General features: G+C 69.9%; 18 protein-coding genes, 1 tRNA gene and 1 pseudogene. 7 read left to right on the top strand and 13 right to left on the bottom strand.

What is annotated here, in order from left to right:
- Positions 1 to 19: 19 nt before the first annotated feature.
- From ACZ48Z_RS39310 to ACZ48Z_RS39290, 5 genes and pseudogenes are all read right to left on the bottom strand, one after another.
- Positions 20 to 568, bottom strand: coding sequence for an RNA 2'-phosphotransferase (locus ACZ48Z_RS39310; RefSeq protein WP_468740741.1), 549 nt, complete (start codon positions 566 to 568; stop codon positions 20 to 22).
- A gap of 146 nt (positions 569 to 714) precedes the next feature.
- Complete coding sequence (locus tag ACZ48Z_RS39305) at positions 715 to 1,680, bottom strand: MerR family transcriptional regulator (protein ID WP_468740705.1); 966 nt, start codon at positions 1,678 to 1,680, stop codon at positions 715 to 717.
- Positions 1,677 to 1,985 (bottom strand): hypothetical protein, encoded by a 309-nt coding sequence (locus ACZ48Z_RS39300; RefSeq protein WP_468740704.1) that lies wholly within the window; start codon positions 1,983 to 1,985, stop codon positions 1,677 to 1,679. The genes ACZ48Z_RS39305 and ACZ48Z_RS39300 overlap by 4 nt, the downstream gene beginning before the upstream one ends.
- A complete protein-coding gene (locus tag ACZ48Z_RS39295; protein WP_468740703.1) occupies positions 1,982 to 3,739 on the bottom strand; it encodes an SDR family oxidoreductase in 1,758 nt (585 codons plus the stop codon). Before ACZ48Z_RS39295 ends, ACZ48Z_RS39300 begins: the two co-directional genes overlap by 4 nt.
- Positions 3,736 to 3,864 (bottom strand): annotated as a pseudogene (locus ACZ48Z_RS39290) (M24 family metallopeptidase); the annotation flags it as partial. The pseudogene ACZ48Z_RS39290 and the gene ACZ48Z_RS39295, both read right to left, overlap by 4 nt.
- A gap of 234 nt (positions 3,865 to 4,098) precedes the next feature.
- Between ACZ48Z_RS39290 and ACZ48Z_RS39285 the strand changes: the two are divergent.
- The 7 genes from ACZ48Z_RS39285 to ACZ48Z_RS39255 all read left to right on the top strand — a co-directional run bounded on the left by ACZ48Z_RS39285 (position 4,099) and on the right by ACZ48Z_RS39255 (position 8,851).
- Positions 4,099 to 5,088, top strand: coding sequence for an ABC transporter ATP-binding protein (locus ACZ48Z_RS39285; RefSeq protein WP_468740740.1), 990 nt, complete (start codon positions 4,099 to 4,101; stop codon positions 5,086 to 5,088).
- Complete coding sequence (locus tag ACZ48Z_RS39280; RefSeq protein ID WP_468740702.1) at positions 5,078 to 5,986, top strand: ABC transporter permease subunit; 909 nt, start codon at positions 5,078 to 5,080, stop codon at positions 5,984 to 5,986. Before ACZ48Z_RS39285 ends, ACZ48Z_RS39280 begins: the two co-directional genes overlap by 11 nt.
- Complete coding sequence (locus tag ACZ48Z_RS39275; protein WP_468740701.1) at positions 5,983 to 6,894, top strand: ABC transporter ATP-binding protein; 912 nt, start codon at positions 5,983 to 5,985, stop codon at positions 6,892 to 6,894. The genes ACZ48Z_RS39280 and ACZ48Z_RS39275 overlap by 4 nt, the downstream gene beginning before the upstream one ends.
- Positions 6,895 to 6,904: 10 nt before the next feature.
- Positions 6,905 to 7,624 (top strand): ABC transporter permease subunit, encoded by a 720-nt coding sequence (locus ACZ48Z_RS39270; protein ID WP_468740700.1) that lies wholly within the window; start codon positions 6,905 to 6,907, stop codon positions 7,622 to 7,624.
- 95 nt (positions 7,625 to 7,719) lie between these two features.
- Positions 7,720 to 7,917 carry an SGM_3592 family protein gene (locus ACZ48Z_RS39265; RefSeq protein ID WP_468740699.1) on the top strand — a complete coding sequence of 66 codons (198 nt, stop codon included), beginning with the start codon at positions 7,720 to 7,722 and terminating at the stop codon, positions 7,915 to 7,917.
- A gap of 267 nt (positions 7,918 to 8,184) precedes the next feature.
- Positions 8,185 to 8,271, top strand: a tRNA-Ser gene (locus ACZ48Z_RS39260).
- Between the two features lie 184 nt (positions 8,272 to 8,455).
- Positions 8,456 to 8,851, top strand: a complete 396-nt coding sequence (locus tag ACZ48Z_RS39255) for a hypothetical protein (protein WP_468740698.1) — start codon at positions 8,456 to 8,458, stop codon at positions 8,849 to 8,851.
- Between the two features lie 3 nt (positions 8,852 to 8,854).
- Here the strand turns inward: ACZ48Z_RS39255 and ACZ48Z_RS39250 are convergent, their stop codons facing one another.
- The 8 genes from ACZ48Z_RS39250 to ACZ48Z_RS39215 form a co-directional block, all read right to left on the bottom strand.
- The gene (locus ACZ48Z_RS39250; RefSeq protein WP_468740697.1) at positions 8,855 to 9,652 is read right to left on the bottom strand and encodes an HAD family hydrolase; all 798 of its coding nucleotides are present in this window, start codon (positions 9,650 to 9,652) and stop codon (positions 8,855 to 8,857) included.
- Entirely contained in the window at positions 9,649 to 10,938 is a 1,290-nt protein-coding gene (gene serS / locus ACZ48Z_RS39245; protein WP_468740696.1) for a serine--tRNA ligase, read from the bottom strand. Before serS ends, ACZ48Z_RS39250 begins: the two co-directional genes overlap by 4 nt.
- Positions 10,939 to 11,480: 542 nt before the next feature.
- A complete protein-coding gene (pheA, locus tag ACZ48Z_RS39240; RefSeq protein ID WP_468740695.1) occupies positions 11,481 to 12,413 on the bottom strand; it encodes a prephenate dehydratase in 933 nt (310 codons plus the stop codon).
- A 380-nt stretch (positions 12,414 to 12,793) separates the two neighbouring features.
- On the bottom strand, positions 12,794 to 14,155 hold the full coding sequence (efeB, locus tag ACZ48Z_RS39235) for an iron uptake transporter deferrochelatase/peroxidase subunit (RefSeq protein WP_468740694.1): 1,362 nt from the start codon (positions 14,153 to 14,155) through the stop codon (positions 12,794 to 12,796).
- An 8-nt stretch (positions 14,156 to 14,163) separates the two neighbouring features.
- The gene (locus ACZ48Z_RS39230) at positions 14,164 to 16,164 is read right to left on the bottom strand and encodes a copper resistance CopC/CopD family protein (protein ID WP_468740693.1); all 2,001 of its coding nucleotides are present in this window, start codon (positions 16,162 to 16,164) and stop codon (positions 14,164 to 14,166) included.
- 13 nt (positions 16,165 to 16,177) lie between these two features.
- Positions 16,178 to 16,630 carry a copper chaperone PCu(A)C gene (locus tag ACZ48Z_RS39225; protein ID WP_468740692.1) on the bottom strand — a complete coding sequence of 151 codons (453 nt, stop codon included), beginning with the start codon at positions 16,628 to 16,630 and terminating at the stop codon, positions 16,178 to 16,180.
- Positions 16,627 to 17,283: an SCO family protein gene (locus ACZ48Z_RS39220; protein WP_468740691.1), complete on the bottom strand. Its 657-nt coding sequence runs from the start codon at positions 17,281 to 17,283 to the stop codon at positions 16,627 to 16,629. The genes ACZ48Z_RS39225 and ACZ48Z_RS39220 overlap by 4 nt, the downstream gene beginning before the upstream one ends.
- Before the next feature lie 75 nt (positions 17,284 to 17,358).
- On the bottom strand, positions 17,359 to 18,096 hold the full coding sequence (locus ACZ48Z_RS39215) for a YcnI family copper-binding membrane protein (protein ID WP_468740690.1): 738 nt from the start codon (positions 18,094 to 18,096) through the stop codon (positions 17,359 to 17,361).
- Between the last annotated feature and the right edge of the window lie 11 nt (positions 18,097 to 18,107).

Here is an 18,107-nt window from a genome sequence, read left to right as displayed (position 1 = left end):
GATCATCTCCCCGCTGGGCTCAGTGCGACTCGGGAAGGCGCAGGTAGCGAGGTGGCACGCTCTTGGTCAGCCACACCCCGTTCGCGCTGACGTGGAAGACATGGCCGTCCCGGTGCATGGTTGCCGCGTCCACGGAGAGCACGACGGGACGGCCGCGACGGGAGCCGACCCGGGTCGCGGTCTCTCGGTCGGGCGACAGGTGCACGTCGTGCCGGTTCATCGGGCGCAGTCCCTCGGCACGGATCGCGTCCAGGTTGCGGGCCACGGTGCCGTGGTAGAGGTACGGCGGCGGAGTCGCCGGGGTGAGTCGGAGGTCGACTTCGATGCTGTGGCCCTGGCTGGCGCGGATCCGGGTGCCGTCGATGGCGAAGCGCTGTTTGTCGTTGGCGGCGACGACGTGGTCCAGTTCTTCACGGGTGATGCGGAAGCTGTGGGTGGCGGCTGCGGCGAGGAGTACGTCGATCTCGACCCAGCCGGCCTCGTCGAGCGTGAGCCCGATTCGTTCGGGTTGATGGCGCAGATGTTTTGAGAGGTACTTCGACACCTTCACGGTGCGTCTCTCGTCCATCTCGCGCGGCTTGCTCTCGTTCATCCCACCAGGGTGCCGGGAGAGACGTGAATCACGCGAACGATTTTGACCCGGATGTTTGGTCCACAACCAACTGTAGTTATCCACAGGCTACTTGGCATTTCTGTGGACAACTCCCTGTCATGTCAGCCCTCTTCGTCAAGATCGACTGGGGGGCGCAACTTTGACGTGAGCGCGTCCAACCCCCTTGCCCGCACCTCCCGTTCAGCCGCCAGCACGAAGAACTCCGCCGCCCGTTCCGCACCAACCAGCTCCTCCACCGCCCGCATTGTCTCCTCGGGCACGGCCACGGAACGTGACGTGGGGCGGCTCGGTGGCGGTCCTTCCGCGTCCAGCTGCTGCCGCAGGTGCTGTACCGCCAACAGCCGCATCGCGCGCGCGAGTTCCGCGTCGAGGGTCTGCTGTGCGAGCGGCCGCAGCCGTCGTACGAGTGAGGCCGCCTCGGCGGCGTCCGCGTCGGTCGGGTGGTGCGGTCCTTCCAGGTAGCGGGCGAAGACGTGCTCGGTGGTGAACTCCAGGAAACGGGCCGCGATGTGCTCGACCTGGCCCCTCAACTCCCGCAGGTGGCCCGAGATCGCCGCGAGGGGGACCCCGGCCGTGTGCAACTCGACGGCCACGGCGAGCTCTTGGGGGCTCGGCACGAGGAAGGAGTCGTCGTCGCCGGGGGCCGGTTCCAGTACGCCGAGTTCCACGGCTTCGGCGACCGCCGCTTCGTCGGGGGAGCCGCCGAAGCGTTCTTCCAGTTCGGCCCGGGAGATCCGTACGGTCTCCTCGTCGGTCCACGGGCCGTCCACCTCGGAGACCAGTCCGAGGACTCCGCCGAGGCCGCGGCCGGAGTCGTGGGCCTCCAGGAGTTCCTTGATGGAGGCCAGGGTGTAGCCGCGGTCGAGGAGGCCGGCGATCTGGCCCAGCCGGGCGAGGTGGGTGCGCGTGTAGATGTTGGCCCGGCCGCGGCGCTCGGGGCGGGGGAGCAGGCCGCGGTCCTGGTAGGCGCGGATGGTGCGGACGGTGGCGCCGCTGAGGTGGGCGAGGTCCTCGATCCGGTAGGCGGGCTCGTCGTCTGAGCGGGCCCCCGCCCCACCGTCGCTCACGCGTCCACCGCTGCTGACCGGCCTGCCCCGGTCGCCGGTGCCCGCTTCGAGTGCTCGGTCACCCGGCTTGACGCGCTCTCCCCCGAGGGGTGGTGGGGCCGCAGGAAGCGCGGCTCCTCGCGCGCGGATATGGGCGCGCTGAGCGGCGGACGCTCGCCGAGCAGCCGCTCGATGACGGAGTCGGCGCACCCGGTGACGCGAGTCGCCTTGGCCTCACCCGGGACTCGCTGCAGGGATACCCGGGATCGTCGGAAGGACGGCAACGACACGAAGAGCACCCGGCGCGCAACGGTCCGGTGGCTCACAGCGGGGGCTCCAGCCGTGCGATCGCCCGGAGTGCCTTCGGTGCCCACCGCGCCAGGACGTGCGCGCCGCGCGCCTCGGGTGTGACCGGGACGACGGCCTGGTTGCGCACGACGGCCTTGAGGATGGCGTCGGCGACCTTCTCCGGCGGGTAGTTCCGCACCTCGTAGAGACGGGCGGTGCGCTTCTGGCGGCGTTTCTCCTCGTCGGCGTCGACGCCCGCGAAGCGCGCGGTGGAGGTGATGTTGGTGTTGACGAAGCCGGGGCAGATCGCCGAGACGCCGATTCCCTGCCCCGCCAGTTCCGCGCGCAGGCTCTCGCTGAGCATGAGGACGGCGGCCTTGGAGGTGCCGTAGGCGGACAGGGCCTTGGAGGGCTGGTAGGCGGCCGCCGAGGCGGTGTTGACGATGTGGCCGCCCTGGCCGCGGTCGGCCATCTGCTTCCCGAAGAGGCGGCAGCCGTGGATGACGCCCCACAGGTTGACGTCGAGGACCTTCTTCCAGTCCTCGGTCGTGGTGTCGAAGAAGGAGCCGCCCAGGCCGATCCCGGCGTTGTTGACGAGGACGTCCACCACGCCGTACTCGGCGGCGACCTTGGCGGCGAGTTTCTCCATGGCCTGTTCGTCGGAGACGTCCACCGTCTCCGCCCACGCCGAAGGGGCGCCGGCCAGCCGGGACAGTTCGGCGGTGCGGGCGGCGGATTCGGCGTCCCGGTCGACGGCCACCACGCGGGCGCCCGCCTCGGCGAAGGCGAGCGCTGTGGCCCGTCCGATGCCGCTGCCGGCGCCGGTGACCAGGACGAGCTGTCCGCCGAACCGCTCGGCGTACTTCCCGGTCGCCTGCGCGGTGCTCCGGCCCTCTTCGACGGATGTCACGAACTGTGTGATCCACGCGGACAGTTGGTCCGGCCGGGAGCGGGGGATCCAGTGCTTGGCGGGGAGGGTGCGCTGGGTCAGCCGGGGCGCCCAGTGTCCGAGATCGTCGTAGAGCTTCTCGGAGAGGAAGGCGTCACCCAGGGGCGTGATGAGCTGCACGGGCGTGTGTGCGTACGCGTCGGTGCGCGGGTGGCGCAGCCGGGGCCGGACGTTGTCCCGGTACAGCCAGGCGCCGTGGGCCGCGTCTCTCGGCAGCGAGGGGGTCGGGTAGCCGTCGGCGGGGACCTTCTCGACGCGCTCCAGGAGGCGGGGCCAGATCGTGCCGAGCGGACCGCGCCAGGCCAGTTCGGGGAGGCCCGGGGTGTGCAGCAGGTAGACGTACCAGGACTTGGCGCCCTGGCCGAGCAGCTGGCCGATCCGGCGCGGGGTGGGGCGCTTGAGGCGTCCCGCGATCCAGTGGCCGAAGTGGTCGAGGGACGGCCCGGACATCGAGGTGAAGGAGGTGATGCGGCCCTCGGTGCGCCGGACGGTGACGAACTCCCAGGACTGGACCGAGCCCCAGTCGTGTCCGACCAGGTGCACCGGGCGGTCGGGGCTGACCGCGTCGACCACGGCCAGGAAGTCGTCCGTCAGCTTCTCCAGGGTGAATCCGCCGCGCAGTGGCTTCGGTGCCGTGGAGCGGCCGTGGCCGCGGACGTCGTAGAGGACGACGTGGAAGCGGTCGGCGAGGCGGGCGGCCACCTGTGACCAGACCTCCTTGCTGTCCGGGTAGCCGTGCACGAGGACCACGGTGGGCTGCGCCGGGTCTCCCAGTTCGGCCACGCACAGGTCGACGCCGCCGGTGCGTACCCGGCGCTCCCGCGCGCCTTCGAGCAAGGTCATTTCTCCTCCGCCCAGCGCCGCACGTGCGGCAGATCGTCGTCGGGCCAGAAGGCGCTCCGCTGCGGGTCCCGGGAGTCGGTGACGACCAGGACCTCCTCGGACGTGCCACCCCGACCCCGGTCCCCGTCGACCGCGGTACTCGTCCGTAACCTGACACCGGTGAATGTGACAGTCGTCAGAGGCTGCGTCAACGGGGCCGGACCGGGCTGTGGACAACTCCGCCGATGTGGAAAACAGAGGCCTGGATGTTCTACCTCAGGGTGACCCTTAGGTGCCCGTACCTCTGGAGTCTGATGCCGATGCAGCTCTGCGGGGTGACGACCTGAGTGGTCCGTGTCACTACCGTCTATGACGTGACTGTGATCGCGACCGAAAGCCTGAGCAAGCGGTTCCCCCGGGTGACCGCGCTTGACCGGCTCTCCTTGGACGTCGGACCCGGTGTGACCGGACTCGTCGGAGCCAACGGAGCCGGCAAGTCCACCATGATCAAGATCCTGCTGGGTCTGTCCCCCGCCACCGAGGGCCGTGCCGAAGTGCTCGGCCTCGACGTTGCGACCAAGGGTGCCGACATCCGCGAGCGGGTCGGCTACATGCCGGAGCACGACTGCCTGCCGCCGGACGTCTCGGCCACCGAGTTCGTCGTGCACATGGCCCGCATGTCCGGCCTGCCGCCCACCGCCGCGCGCGAACGCACCGCGGACACCCTGCGCCATGTCGGTCTGTACGAGGAGCGCTACCGCCCCATCGGCGGCTACTCGACCGGTATGAAGCAGCGTGTGAAACTGGCGCAGGCCCTGGTCCACGACCCGCAGCTGGTCTTCCTGGACGAGCCGACCAACGGCCTCGACCCGGTCGGCCGCGACGACATGCTGGGCCTGATCCGCCGTATCTACACCGACTTCGGCATCTCGGTCCTGGTCACCTCGCACCTGCTGGGCGAGCTGGAGCGCACCTGCGACCACGTCGTCGTCATCGACGGCGGCAAGCTGCTGCGCTCCAGTTCCACCACCGACTTCACCCAGATGACGACGACCCTCGCGGTCGAGGTCACCGACACCGACGAGCACCCGGACGGCACCCGCGCGGTGCGCGAGGCGCTGCACGCGCGCGGGGTGGAGATCCTCGAATCCCCGAGCGGTCTGCCGGGCGCCGGCCACGTCCTGCTGCTGACCGCGCGGGGCGAGGAGACCTACGACGTCGTCCGGGACGTGGTGGCCGACCTCGGCCTCGGCCTGGTGCGCATGGAACAGCGCAGGCACCACATCTCGGAAGTCTTCACGAGCGAGGACAAGAGCAGCGACATGAACGACGAGAACCAGCGGAAGGAGGCGGTCGGCCATGGCAATTGAGCACTCCGCAGCACCACCGTCGGGTGACCAGACCCGCATCCACAACATCGGCTACCGCACCTACGACGGGCCCCGCCTCGGACGTTCCTACGCGACCCGCTCGCTCTACTCGCAGTCCCTGCGCGGCGCCTACGGCCTCGGCCGCTCGGTCAAGTCCAAGGTGCTGCCGATGCTGTTGTTCGTCGTGATGTGCGTGCCCGCGGCCATCATGGTGGCCGTCGCGGTCGCCACGAAGGCGAAGGACCTGCCGGTCGACTACACGCGCTACGCGATCATCATGCAGGCCGTGATCAGCCTGTACGTCGCCTCGCAGGCACCCCAGTCCGTCTCGCGCGACCTGCGCTTCAAGACGGTGCCGCTGTACTTCTCGCGGCCCATCGAGACCGCGGACTACGTGCGCGCGAAGTACGCGGCGCTGGCCTCGGCGATGTTCGTCCTCACCGCCGCCCCGCTGATCGTGCTCTATGTGGGTGCGCTGCTGGCCAAGCTGGACTTCTCCGACCAGACCGAGGGATTCGGGCAGGGACTCGTCTCCGTGGCACTGCTCTCGCTGCTCTTCGCCGGCATCGGCCTGGTCATCGCCTCGGTCACGCCGCGCCGCGGCTTCGGCATCGCGGCCGTGATCGCCGTCATGACCATCTCCTACGGCGCGGTCTCCACCCTCCAGGCCATCGCCGACGCCCAGGGCAGCTCCGGCGCCGTCCCGTGGATCGGCCTGTTCTCACCGGTCACGCTCATCGACGGACTCCAGTCCGCGTTCCTCGGCGCGCACTCGGCGTTCCCCGGCGCGGTGGGCCCGAGCAACGGCCAAGGGGTCGTCTACGTCCTCGCCGTACTGGGCCTGATCGCGGCGAGCTACGGTCTCCTGCTGCGCCGCTACAAGAAGGTGGGACTGTGACCACGCTCCAGATCGACCATGTCTCCCGCTGGTTCGGCAACGTGGTCGCCGTCAACGACATCACCATGACCATCGGCCCCGGCGTCACCGGCCTGCTCGGCCCGAACGGCGCCGGAAAGTCCACCCTCATCAACATGATGGGCGGCTTCCTCGCCCCCTCCACCGGCGCCGTCACTCTCGACGGACAGCAGGTGTGGCGCAACGAGGCGATCTACAAGCACATCGGCATCGTCCCCGAGCGCGAGGCGATGTACGACTTCCTCACCGGCCGCGAATTCGTGGTCGCCAACGCCGAGTTGCACGGCCTCGGCGCCAAGGCCGCCCAGAAGGCCCTGGCCACGGTCGAGATGGAGTACGCGCAGGACCGCAAGATCTCGACGTACTCCAAGGGCATGCGGCAGCGCGTGAAGATGGCGAGCGCGCTCGTCCACGACCCGTCGCTGCTCCTGCTCGACGAACCCTTCAACGGCATGGACCCGCGCCAGCGCATGCAGCTCATGGACCTGCTGCGCCGCATGGGCGACGAGGGCCGCACGGTCCTGTTCTCCTCCCACATCCTCGAAGAGGTCGAGCAGTTGGCCTGGCACATCGAGGTCGTCGTGGCCGGACGGCACGCGGCCAGCGGTGACTTCCGCCGGATCCGCCGTCTGATGACCGACCGGCCACACCGCTACCTGGTGCGCTCCAGTGACGACCGCGCCCTCGCGGCCGCGCTGATCGCCGACCCGTCGACGTCCGGCATCGAAGTCGACCTGGCCGAGGGCGCGTTGCACATCCAGGCCGTCGACTTCGGCCGCTTCACCGCGCTGCTGCCGAGGGTCGCGCGCGACCACGGCATCCGGCTGCTCACGGTCTCGCCGTCCGACGAGTCCCTCGAGTCCGTCTTCTCGTATCTCGTCGCGGCGTAGGAGGCCCAAGATGTACGACCCCACAGTCGCCCGACTCACCTATCGGGCCCTGCTCGGCCGCCGCCGGGCCCTCATCCTGGGCGCCCTGCCCCTGCTGCTCATCGTGATCTCCGTGATCGTGCGCGCGCTCGTCGGCGCCGACGACCAGACCGCCTCCGACCTGCTGGGCGGGCTCGCGCTCGCCACGATGGTGCCGATCATCGGCGTCATCGCCGGCACCGGCGCGATCGGACCGGAGATCGACGACGGCTCGGTGGTCTACCTGCTGTCCAAGCCGCTCAAGCGCCCGACGATCATCTTCACCAAGCTGATCGTGGCGATCGCCGTCACGATGGTGTTCTCCGCGCTGCCCACCTTCATCGCGGGCCTCATCCTCAACGGCAACGGCCAGCAGATCGCCGTCGCCTACACGGTGGCCGCGCTGGTCTCCTCGATCGCCTACGCGGCGCTCTTCCTGCTGCTCGGCACGGTGTCACGGCACGCGGTGGTCTTCGGGCTCGTCTACGCGCTGGTCTGGGAGGCCCTGTTCGGCTCCCTGGTCGCCGGGGCGCGCACGCTGAGCGTCCAGCAGTGGTCGCTGGCCGTAGCCCACAAGGTCGCCGGCGGTGACCTGGTCACCTCGGACGTCTCACTGCCGACGGCCACGGTGCTGCTGGTCGTGGTGACCGTCCTCGCCACCTGGTACGCGGGACAGAAGCTGCGGTCGCTGAAGCTGGCGGGCGAGGAGTAGGCGCTCTGACGTCGGGCTTATTGACAGGGGCTTCATCTCTGTCCGGGCAGACTGGACAAAGGGGAGTGTTCGGCTGCGAGTCGAGGGGAACAGGCATGGCAGACGACTGGGACGACCTGGTCCTGGACGAGGACTTCATACGGTCCGCCGGGACGAACGAGCCGTCTGCCCGCGCCCGTATGCTCGCCGCGCGCTGGCGCCAGGAGGCTCCCGAGCCCCAGCCCTGGCGCTCCGACGAGCCGCCCGCGGGCTGGTTCTTCAGCAAGCGCCGGCGGCGGTGGCGGCGCGGCTAGCTTCGAACGCACGGCCGATTTTAATCGGTGGCGCCCAAGTCGTCGTACAGGCACAGTGGTTGTGTTCACGACGCCGGGCGGGACCGGCGCCACACACTGGGGAGGTGCTCGACGATGTCCATGCACGACAGTCCGTCGAGCTCCCTGCAGGGCAGCCCGCGGCGGGTTCCGGTGTAGTTACGCCACCGTCGGACCCGCTCCGCGCGGGAACTGCCCGGGCGGCCGCTTCGAGCACGCGATGTCGCTCTCGCGTGAGGCCGCCCACCCGGAGGATTGGCCGAGTGGTAAGGCACCGGTTTGCTAAACCGTGGTCGGGTCGAAAGGCCCGCGCACGTTCGATTCGTGCATCCTCCGCAAGACGTTGTCACTGGGAATGGGGCTGGACTTCCTGGCTGGAGTAGGTCAAGAAGGCCCCGATTAGACCAGAACCGCACGCGACCTCGTCCTCGAACACCCCTATGTGTGAGCGGCGTTCCGGGACGCCGGGATCACCGCGGTCTGCGGTGTCGAGGCCCGGGGCTTTCTGCTCGGTGCCGCCGTGGCCGTCGAGCTGGGGGTCGGCTTCGTGCCCGTCCGCAAGGGCGACGGCATGCTCCCCGGGCCGAAGACCGAACGGACCACCGCACCGGACTACCGTCGGCTTCGGCACCGGCTTCGGATGCAGCGGGACTCCGTTAGGCCCGGCGATCGGCTGGCACTGGTCGACGACTGGATCGAGACCGGGCGTCAGGCGGCCGCCGTCAGGACCATGGTCGAGGAGCGCGGCGGTGCGTGGGCCGGTTGCGGTGTGATCGTCGATCAGCTCGGCCCGGGAGACCACGCCTCGGCGGGGCCGGTGCACGCGCTGCTGACCTTCGGTGAACTTCCGGCTCAGACGGCTCAGACGGCTCAGACGGACCGGCCGGCACAGACGGCCCAGCCGGACCGCCCGTAGCCGTCAGCCCAGCAACCGCTCCACGACCACCGCGATCCCGTCCTCCTCGTGGGAGGACGTCACCTCGTCGGCCACCGTCTTGAGTTCCTCGTGTGCGTCCGCCATCGCCACGCCGTACGACGCCCAGGCGAACATCGGGATGTCGTTGGGCATGTCGCCGAAGGCGATCGTGTCCGCGGCCTTCAGGCCGAGCCGACGGGCCGCCAGGGACAGACCGGTCGCCTTCGACAGCCCCAGCGGGAGCAGTTCGACGATGCCCGCGCCCGACATCACGACCGAGACGAAGCCGCCCGCCACCCGCTGGGCCACCTGTGCCAACGCGTCGTCCGACAGCTGCGGATGCTGTACGTAGATCTTGTTCAGCGGCGCGGCCCACAGATCCGCCACGTCGGTGAACGGCGTCGACGGCAGTGCGCCCGTCACCGAGTAGCCCGGCCCGACCAGCACATCACCGTCGAGGCCGTCGCGGCTCGCCGCCAGGTACAGCGGGCCGACCTCCGCCTCGATCTTCGCGAGGGCCACGGCCGCCAGCTTCCGGTCCAACGTCACCGAGGTCAGCAGTCGGTGCTCGCCGACGTCGTAGACCTGGGCGCCCTGTCCGCAGACCGCGAGCCCCTTGTAGCCGAGGTCTTCGAGGATGTGCAGCGTCCACGGGACCCCGCGGCCGGTCACCACGATGTGCGCGGCTCCGGCGTCCGTGGCCGCCGCGAGAGCGGAACGCGTGCGCTGCGAGACCGACTCGTCGGAGCGCAGGAGCGTTCCGTCGAGGTCGGTCGCGATCAGCCGGTAGGGGAAGCTCACTTGGCGACCGGCTCCAGCACTTCCCGGCCGCTCAGGTACGGGCGCAGCACCTCGGGCACCCGCACGGAGCCGTCGGCCAGCTGGTGGTTCTCCAGGATCGCCACGATGGTGCGCGGTACGGCACACAGCGTGCCGTTGAGCGTGGCCAGCGGCTGGACCTTGTTCTTGCCGTCGCTGGTGTCGCGCATCCGCACGGACAGGCGGCGCGCCTGGAAGCCGTCGCAGTTGGAGGCCGAGGTCAGCTCGCGGTACTTGCCCTGGGTCGGGATCCACGCCTCGCAGTCGAACTTGCGCGAGGCGGACGCGCCCAGGTCGCCCGAGGCCACGTCGATGACCTGGAAGGGCAGTTCGAGGCCGGTGAGCCACTGCTTCTCCCAGTCGAGGAGCCGCCGGTGCTCGTTCTCCGCGTCGTCGGGGTGGACGTACGAGAACATCTCGACCTTGTCGAACTGGTGCACGCGGAAGATGCCGCGGGTGTCCTTGCCGTAGGTGCCGGCCTCGCGGCGGAAGCACGGCGAGAAGCCGGCGTAGCGCATCGGCAGCTTGTCGGCGTCGAGGATCTCGTCCATGTGGTACGCGGCGAGCGGGACCTCGGAGGTGCCGACCAGGTAGTAGTCGTCCTTCTCCAGGTGGTACACGTTCTCCGCGGCCTGGCCGAGGAAGCCGGTGCCCTCCATGGCGCGCGGGCGGACCAGCGCGGGGGTGAGCATCGGGGTGAAGCCGGCCTCGGTGGCCTGCGCGATCGCCGCGTTGACGAGGGCGAGTTCCAGCAGGGCGCCGACACCGGTCAGGTAGTAGAAGCGCGAGCCGGAGACCTTGGCGCCGCGCTCGACGTCGATGGCGCCGAGCGCCTCGCCGAGCTCCAGGTGGTCCTTGGGCTCGAAGCCCTCGGCGCCGAAGTCGCGGATGGTGCCGTGCGTCTCCAGGACGACGAAGTCCTCCTCGCCGCCCACGGGGACGTCGGGGTGGACGAGGTTGCCGAGCTGGAGCAGGAGCCGCTTGGTCTCCTCGTCGGCCTCGTGCTGTTCGGCGTCGGCCGCCTTGACGTCCGCGGCGAGCCGGCCCGTCTTCTTGAGCAGCTCGGCCCTCTCGTCGGCGGAGGCCTTGGAGATGAGCTTGCCGATGCTCTTCTGCTCGGAACGCAGCTCGTCGAAGCGGACGCCGGACGACCTGCGCCGCTCGTCGGCAGACAGGAGGGCGTCGACGAGGGCGACGTCCTCTCCACGGGCGCGCTGGGACGCGCGCACTCGGTCGGGGTCCTCACGGAGCAGGCGAAGGTCAATCACGCGGCCAAGGCTACCGGTGCGGGGATACGCCCCACGACTCACTATTCCCGACCGTGGCGAATGGTGGCTTACGTTCCGTTATGGGTGAATTGCGGAACGTGTCAATGAAAAGTACCCCGGCTCGCCGGGACGAGGCACGGGTGAGGCGCCGGGTTGACTCGAATCCCTTGCGGTGAGCGGGACTTGGCGCATGGTTGTCCACAGAGGTGTACCCGCCTCCAAGAGTTATCCACAGGCTGTGCGGAGGGTCTGTGGATTTCGGAATTGATCACTCCGAAACCTGGGGATCATGCCGAGGATTCACGACGCAAACTCCTCTTTACCCCTACTTTCGAGTGGAAATAGGTCACCCCAAAGGATTGCCTAAAGGAAAACAGTGGACGAAGGGTGACGTGCGCGCGTGTGGACACGGAAGTGCCCTGAGGGCCGATTTGTCGACAGGATCACCCTTTGTTGTCGACTTGTCCCCAGGTCGAGAAGCTGACCTGTGGATAACTCCTGTGGATAACTAAAATCTGCAGGTAGGACCGGCTCCTGAGGCGTTAGAAGCGCCCGTCCTGGCATTGGGCCACCCAGTCCGAGGCCGCCACGAAGGCCTCGTCCGACGTGCCGGGGAGCGGCGCCCGCAGGTCCGCGGGTTCCTTGTCCGCGCGCGGGTACGAACCGAGGAAGCGCACCTCGCGGCAGATCCGCTTCAGCCCCGTCAGGGCGTCCGCGACCCGGCGGTCGGTGATGTGTCCCTCGGCGTCGACGCAGAAGCAGTAGTTGCCGATGCCGGCGCCGGTGGGCCGGGACTGGAGCAGCATCAGGTTGATGCCGCGGGTGGCGAACTCGCCCAGCAGGTCACGCAGCCCGCCGGGGTGGTCGTCGCGCTGCCACAGCACGATGGACGTCTTGTCGGCACCGGTCGGGGCGGCGGGCCGGGCAGGGCGGCCGACCAGGACGAACCGGGTCTGCGCGTTCTCCGCGTCGTGGATCTCGGTCTCCAGGGCCTGAAGGCCGTACCGGGCGGCGGCGAACTCGCCGGCGAAGGCCGCGTCGTACTGGCCTTCCTGGACCAGGCGGGCGGCGTCCGCGTTGGACGCGGCCGACTCCCAGTGGGCGTCCGGGAGGTGCTTCTTCAGCCAGTTGCGCACCTGCGGCTGGGCGGCCGGGTGCGCGGAGACCGTCTTGATGTCCGTGATCTTCGTGCCGGGCCTGACCAGCAGCGCGAAGGTGATCGACAGCAGCACCTCGCGGTAGATCATCAGCGGGGCGCCCGCGACCAGTTCGTCGAGGGTGGTGGTGATGCCGCCCTCGACGGAGTTCTCGATCGGCACGAACGCGGCCTCGGCCTCACCGGTGCGTACCGCGTCCAGCGCGGACTGCACCGACACGTAGGGGATCAGCTCCCGGGTCGCCGTCTCGGGAAGGGTCCGCAGCGCGACTTCGGTGAAGGTGCCCTCAGGGCCGAGATACGCATAGCTCGCTGGCATGACCTCACCCTAATGGCCCTTGCGCGGCCCGGCGCACATGTCTCACCACTGCCCCTCCGGTGAGTGAAACGGCGTGACCGCAGGCCACCCACGGCCGTTCGCGCGACCTCCTGGCTGCGACCTCCAGCTGTGGCCTTCCGGATACGACCTCCCGGTTGCGACCTCCGGTTGTGGCCTTCGGGATACGCCCCGGCCACGCGTCCTCGGGTGACGCTGTACCCCCCGGCCGCGCCTCGTGGCTGAGCCCGCCTGCCCGCCCGGCCACGCCACCCGGGTGCTCCCGCCCGGCCACGCCCCCGCTGCACCTTCCTGGCTGCACATCCCACCCGCGGCCCCGCCGCGGTTTCCCGGCTGCGCCCCCCGCCCGCCGTGGCCTCGCCCTACCCCTCCAGCAGTTGCTGCCCCACGTACTCCCCCTCCGCAGCCCCGCCCGGCACCGCGAACAGGCCGCTCGATTCGTGCCGGACGTACTGGGAGAGCGCGTCGCCGCGGTCGAGCTTGCGCTGGATCGGGACGAAGCCGCGCAGCGGGTCCGCCTGCCAGCAGACGAACAACAGCCCGGCGTCCGGGACGCCGTCCGCGTCGATGCCGTCGTGGAACGAGAACGGGCGGCGGAGAATCGCCGCGCCCCCGTTCTGGTCGGGCCGGGTGATCCGGGCGTGCGCGTTGATGGGGACGAGCAGATCGCCCTGGGCGTCCGTCTTGTCCAGGTCCATCGCGGTGGTCTCGGTGCCCCCGGACAACGCCGCCCCGTTGGCCTTCCGGCGCCCGATGACGGCCTCCTGGTGCGCCAGGGACAGCTTCTCCCAGTCGTCGAGGAGCATGCGGATGCGCCGTACGACGGCGTAGGAACCGTTCGCCATCCAGGACGGGTCCTTCGAGACCGCCGCCGGAACGAAGATCCGCTCGTCGAAGTCGGACTCGCCCGGCTTCGGATTGCGTGTGCCGTCCAACTGGCCCATGAGGTTGCGGGCCGTCATGGGGTGGGCCGTGGCACCCGGTGTGCGGTTGAAGCCGTTCATCTGCCAGCGGACCTTCGCCGCGCTGCCCGCGTCCTTCTGGACCGCCCGCAGGGCGTGGAAGGCGACCAGGGCGTCGTTGGCGCCGATCTGCACCCACAGATCGCCGTTGCTGCGGGCCTTGTCGAGCTGGTCGGAGGAGAAGTCGGGCAGCGGGTCGAGGGCGACGGGGCGCTGTTTCTCCAGCCCGGTCCGGGAGAAGAAGCTGTGCCCGAAACCGAAGGTCAACGTCAGGGACGACGGTCCCGCGTCCCGGGCGACATCCGTGTCGCCGGATCCCGCGGCCTCCCCCGCCATCAGCCGTTTCGCCGTGTCGGACCAGCGGCGCAGCAGCGCGGCGGCCTCCTTGCGGCCCGCGCCCGCCGCCAGGTCGAAGGCGACGAGGTGGCCGCGGGCCTGGAGGCCCTCGGTGATGCCAGGCTGATGTTTCCCGTGAAACATCACCTTGTCGCTGCCCACGGAGGTCAGCGCGGTCGCCCCGGCCGGTGCGGCGGCGTAGCCCACGGCCCCGCCGGCCGCGCCGAGGACGAGCCCGGTGGCGCCGGCGGTGCCGAGGAGGGTGCGCCGCGAGATGCCCGTGGCGGCGCCTGCCGGGGAGGGGCTCTCGGGGTTCCCGGGGCCGACCTCCCCGGGGTCGACCTCCCCGGGGTCGAACTCCCCGGTGTCGACCCTCCCGGGGTCGCCCCCGCCAGTGCCGGTGACGGGAATGGACTGTTCAGACATGGTGCGGGTCAGCCGATCTGCGCGTTCTTGGAGACGGTCGTCTGGTCGATGTCGGAGGTACGCACGGTCACGGCGATCTTCCAGTCGCCCGCCATGGGGATCTGGACGCTGCTCGCGGACCAGTGACCGGTGGTGATGTGGTCCGGGGTGACGGTCAGCGGCCCGATCTTCTTGGCCTCCAGGGTGAGGGCGACCTTCACCTCCGGGATGTCGAAGGCACGGCCGTTGGGCCGCTGTACGTAGACGTGCATCTCGTTGCCGCCCACCCGCGCGGGGTCGAGGTCGACCGTCACCACACCCTTGCCGTCCGTGCCACCGGTGTCGAAGGACATGTCCAGGGTCAGGGCCCCGGAGGAGTCCGAGGCGTCCGACGAGGACGAGGACGACGAGGAAGAGGAGGCCGCCTTGGCCGCCTTGGCGTCTTCCTCGGTGCGGCCGGGCTCGGTCTGGGTCAGCACGGTCGTGACCGCCAGCAGGACGACCGCGACACCCGCCTCGGCGAGGACCGAGCGGCGCAGCCCGAAGCGGTTGGGGTCGGCGTCCCGGGACCGCTTCTGCCGTGCCGTGTCCACCGCGGCCTGCTGCCGGGCGAGTTGAGCGGCCCGCTTGGAGCTGCCCGAGCCCTTGGAACCGGTGCCCTGCGAGCGCGAACCGTCCGCGCCCTTGGCAGCAGCCTCCTTGGCCCCCGCCTCCTTGCCCCCCGCGCCACCCTTGGCCTTGCCGGCTCCGGAGGCGTTGGCCGTCACCCGTTCCTTCTGCGGCGTCCGCTTCCCCCGCTGCACCGCCACGTCCGCGAGCTGCGCGGTCCACCGCCGTGAGACGAACGCGACGCCGACCATCAGCGCCACCAGCGCGATCTTGACCAGCAGCAGCTGCCCGTACCGGGTGTCGGTGAACGCCGACCAGGAGCCGAGCTGCCGCCAGGACTGGTAGACACCGGTCACGACCAGCGCGACCACGCTGCCGAAGGCGACCTGGGAGAACCGTCGTACGGCGGCCGACTCGATCGGCGCTTCGGAGCGGTACAGCGCGACGAGCAGCGCGGTCAGTCCGCCGAGCCAGGTGGCGACGGCCAGCAGGTGGACGACGTCGACGGGCATCGCGATGCCCGCCTGGAGGCCGACCGAGGCGTGCTCGGCCATCGCCCAGCTCGCCGCGAGCCCGGCCGCGACGACCGTCCCGCCGATCGCGAGGCCGAAGGTGAGGTCCCGCTTCTCCTCCTCGTCGCGCTTGTCGTACGCCCCGAAGAGCACGGAGATGAACAGGGCGGCCGCAGCGAGCAGCAGCAGCCGGGACACCAGGGCTGCGCCCGCCTTGGTCTGGAGCACGTTCCCGAGCAGGTCCAGGTCGAAGATGTCGCCGACCTTCCCGGAGCCCGTGTAGGAGCCGCGCAGCAGGAGCAGCAGGAGGGTGGCCGAGGTGAGGGTGAGCCAGCCGCCGACGACGAGGCGCTGCATGGGCCGTACTCCGGCGCCGCGCCGCCAGCAGCCGAGCACGAAGGCGGCGCCGCCGATCAGGACGATGAACCCGGCGTACGACATGTACCGCCCGAAGCCGTACAGCCAGCCGACGATTCCGCCGCCAACGGTTTCTCCGGAGACGGAGACGGTGGTGGTCGAGGGGGCGCCGACGGAGAAGGTGAAGGCGCCGGAGACGGGATGGCTGTCGGCGGAGACGACCTGGTAGGCGACGGTGTACGTGCCGTCGGGCAGGCCGCTGTGGACCTTCACGCCGTACGTCGTGCCGTCCACCGCGAACGGCTTGCCCTGCTGGACGGCCTTGCCCTTGGGGTCGAGGACCCGCAGCGAGTTGTCCGACAGGGCGACCTTCTCGGAGAAGGTCAGCGAGATCTGGTCGGGCGCCTTGTCGACCACCACCCCCTGCTCAGGGTCGCTGCCCGTGAGCGCGGCGTGCGCGGAGGCGGGTGCGGCCGTGGTCAGCAGCAGGCCGACGGTGGCCAGGAGCAGCAGCAACAGGGTCCGGACGCGGGGGGCGATGGTCTGCGTCAAGGTGGTCCCTCCCTCAGTGTCCGGTCTCGGGGACGTACGTCGCCGACTTGACCGGCATCTTCACGACGACGGGGTCGGACTTGGCGAAGTGCAGTTCGACGGTGACGGTGTCACCCAGCGTCGGCTTGCGCTTCAGCTTGTCGAACATCAGATGGTTGGCGCCGCTTTTGAACACGAGTTGACCGTGGGCCGGGACGGGCAGGCGGGAAACCTGCTCCATCGCGCCGCCGGTCGTCTCGTGCAGGGTGACGTCGCCGTCGGCGCTGGTGACGGAGGTCAGTTCGTCCTTCGTGCCACCGGAGTTGGAGACGGTGAGGAACCCGGCGGCCATGTCGGCGGAGACTGGCTGCGGGATGTAGGCGCCGGAGACGGAGAGAGCGGGGCCGTCGGAACCGGAGGAGTCCGAGCAGCCGGCCAGGACGAGGGCCGCGGCGAGCACCGCGACCGACGCTGTGGTCCTGCTCATGGGTTCTGCCCCTTGATGATCTTGGGCAGGTCCTTGGTGTAGTCGTCGACGGTGGCGTCCTCGCCGTAGAGGACGTATCCCTTGTCGGTCTTCGGGGAGAAGGCGACGACCTGGGTGCCGTGCACCGAGACGGTCTTGCCGGTCTTCTTGTCCTTGTGGGTGGGCTCGATGGAGATGCCCAGGGTGCGGGCGCTCGCCTGGATGGTGGCGAAGTCACCGGTCAGGCCCACGAACTGGGTGTCGATGCCCTTGAGCCACTTGCCGAGCTCGGCCGGGGTGTCGCGGGCCGGGTCGGTGGTGACGAACACGACGGTCAGCTTGTCCTGCTCGGACCTCGGCAGCTGCTTCTTCGCGACGGCGATGTTGTTCATCGTCAGCGGGCAGATGTCGGGGCAGTGGGTGTAGCCGAAGTAGATCAGGGTGGGCCTGCCCTTGGTCGCGGCCCGGAGGTCGTACTTCGCGCCCTTGGTGTCGGTCAGGACCAGGTCCGGCTTCTCGAACGGCTGGTCGAGGACGGTGGCGGCCTTCTCCGAGCCGGCCTCCTCCGAGACCACGGAGACGGGCGAGGAGCTGTCGTCACCGCTGCCGCAGGCGGAGAGGGTCAGGGTGGCGGCGGCGATCAGAGCGGCCGCTGCGAACGTCTTCTTGCGCATATCAAAATGTCCCAGATGTAAGTTTTTTGGCGCGTGCCGGGGCTGTCCGGCCCCGGCACGCGTCCGTGCAACAGGTCAGGCGTCGCTGCGCCGACGCCCGGCGAGCACGCCGTACGCCACGCCCAGCACGCCGACGACGATGCCGACCACGCCGAGGACGCGGGCGGTGGTGTCGCTGCTGTCGGCGGGGGCGGCCTCGGTGGCCGCGGCGGCGTTCTCGGTCTTGGCGTCGGTCTCCTCGGCGGCCGTGGAGCCGTGGTGGCCGTCCGCGGTGGCCGCGGACAGGGCGAGGACGGGAGCCGGCGTCTCGGGCTCCTCCGCGCCGTCCTCCTGGACCTCGATCCAGCGCACGACCTCCTTGTTGGAGTACGTCTGGATCGCCTTGAAGACCAGTTCGTCGGCGTCCTCGGGCAGGGCGCCGATGGAGACCGGGAACTTCTCGAAGTAGCCGGGCTGGATGCCGGCGGCCGCGCTGGTGGCGGTCCAGGTCACCTTGGTGACGGCTTCGGTGATCTGCTTGCCGTGCAGTTCGAGGGGCTTGGCGAGCTTCGACTTGGTGACCTGGATCTTCCAGCCGGCCATCGGCTCCGGCATGACCGAGGCCAGCGGGTGGTCGCTCGGGAAGGCGACCTCGAGCTTGCTGGTGGAGGCGTTGTCGCGCTCGTTGGGGACCTTGAAGTCCACGACCGCGTAACCGCCCTTGGCGGCGGTGCCCTCGGGGGCCACGCTGACGTGCGCGAACGCGGGCGAGGACAGGATCACCACGGCCGTGGCGGCGACGGCGCCGGTGGCGGCGAGACGAGAAGCCTTCATGAAGTGCACTC

Source organism: Streptomyces sp. NPDC031225 (genome assembly GCF_055570355.1).
This window is presented reverse-complemented; position numbering and strand designations above follow the sequence as displayed.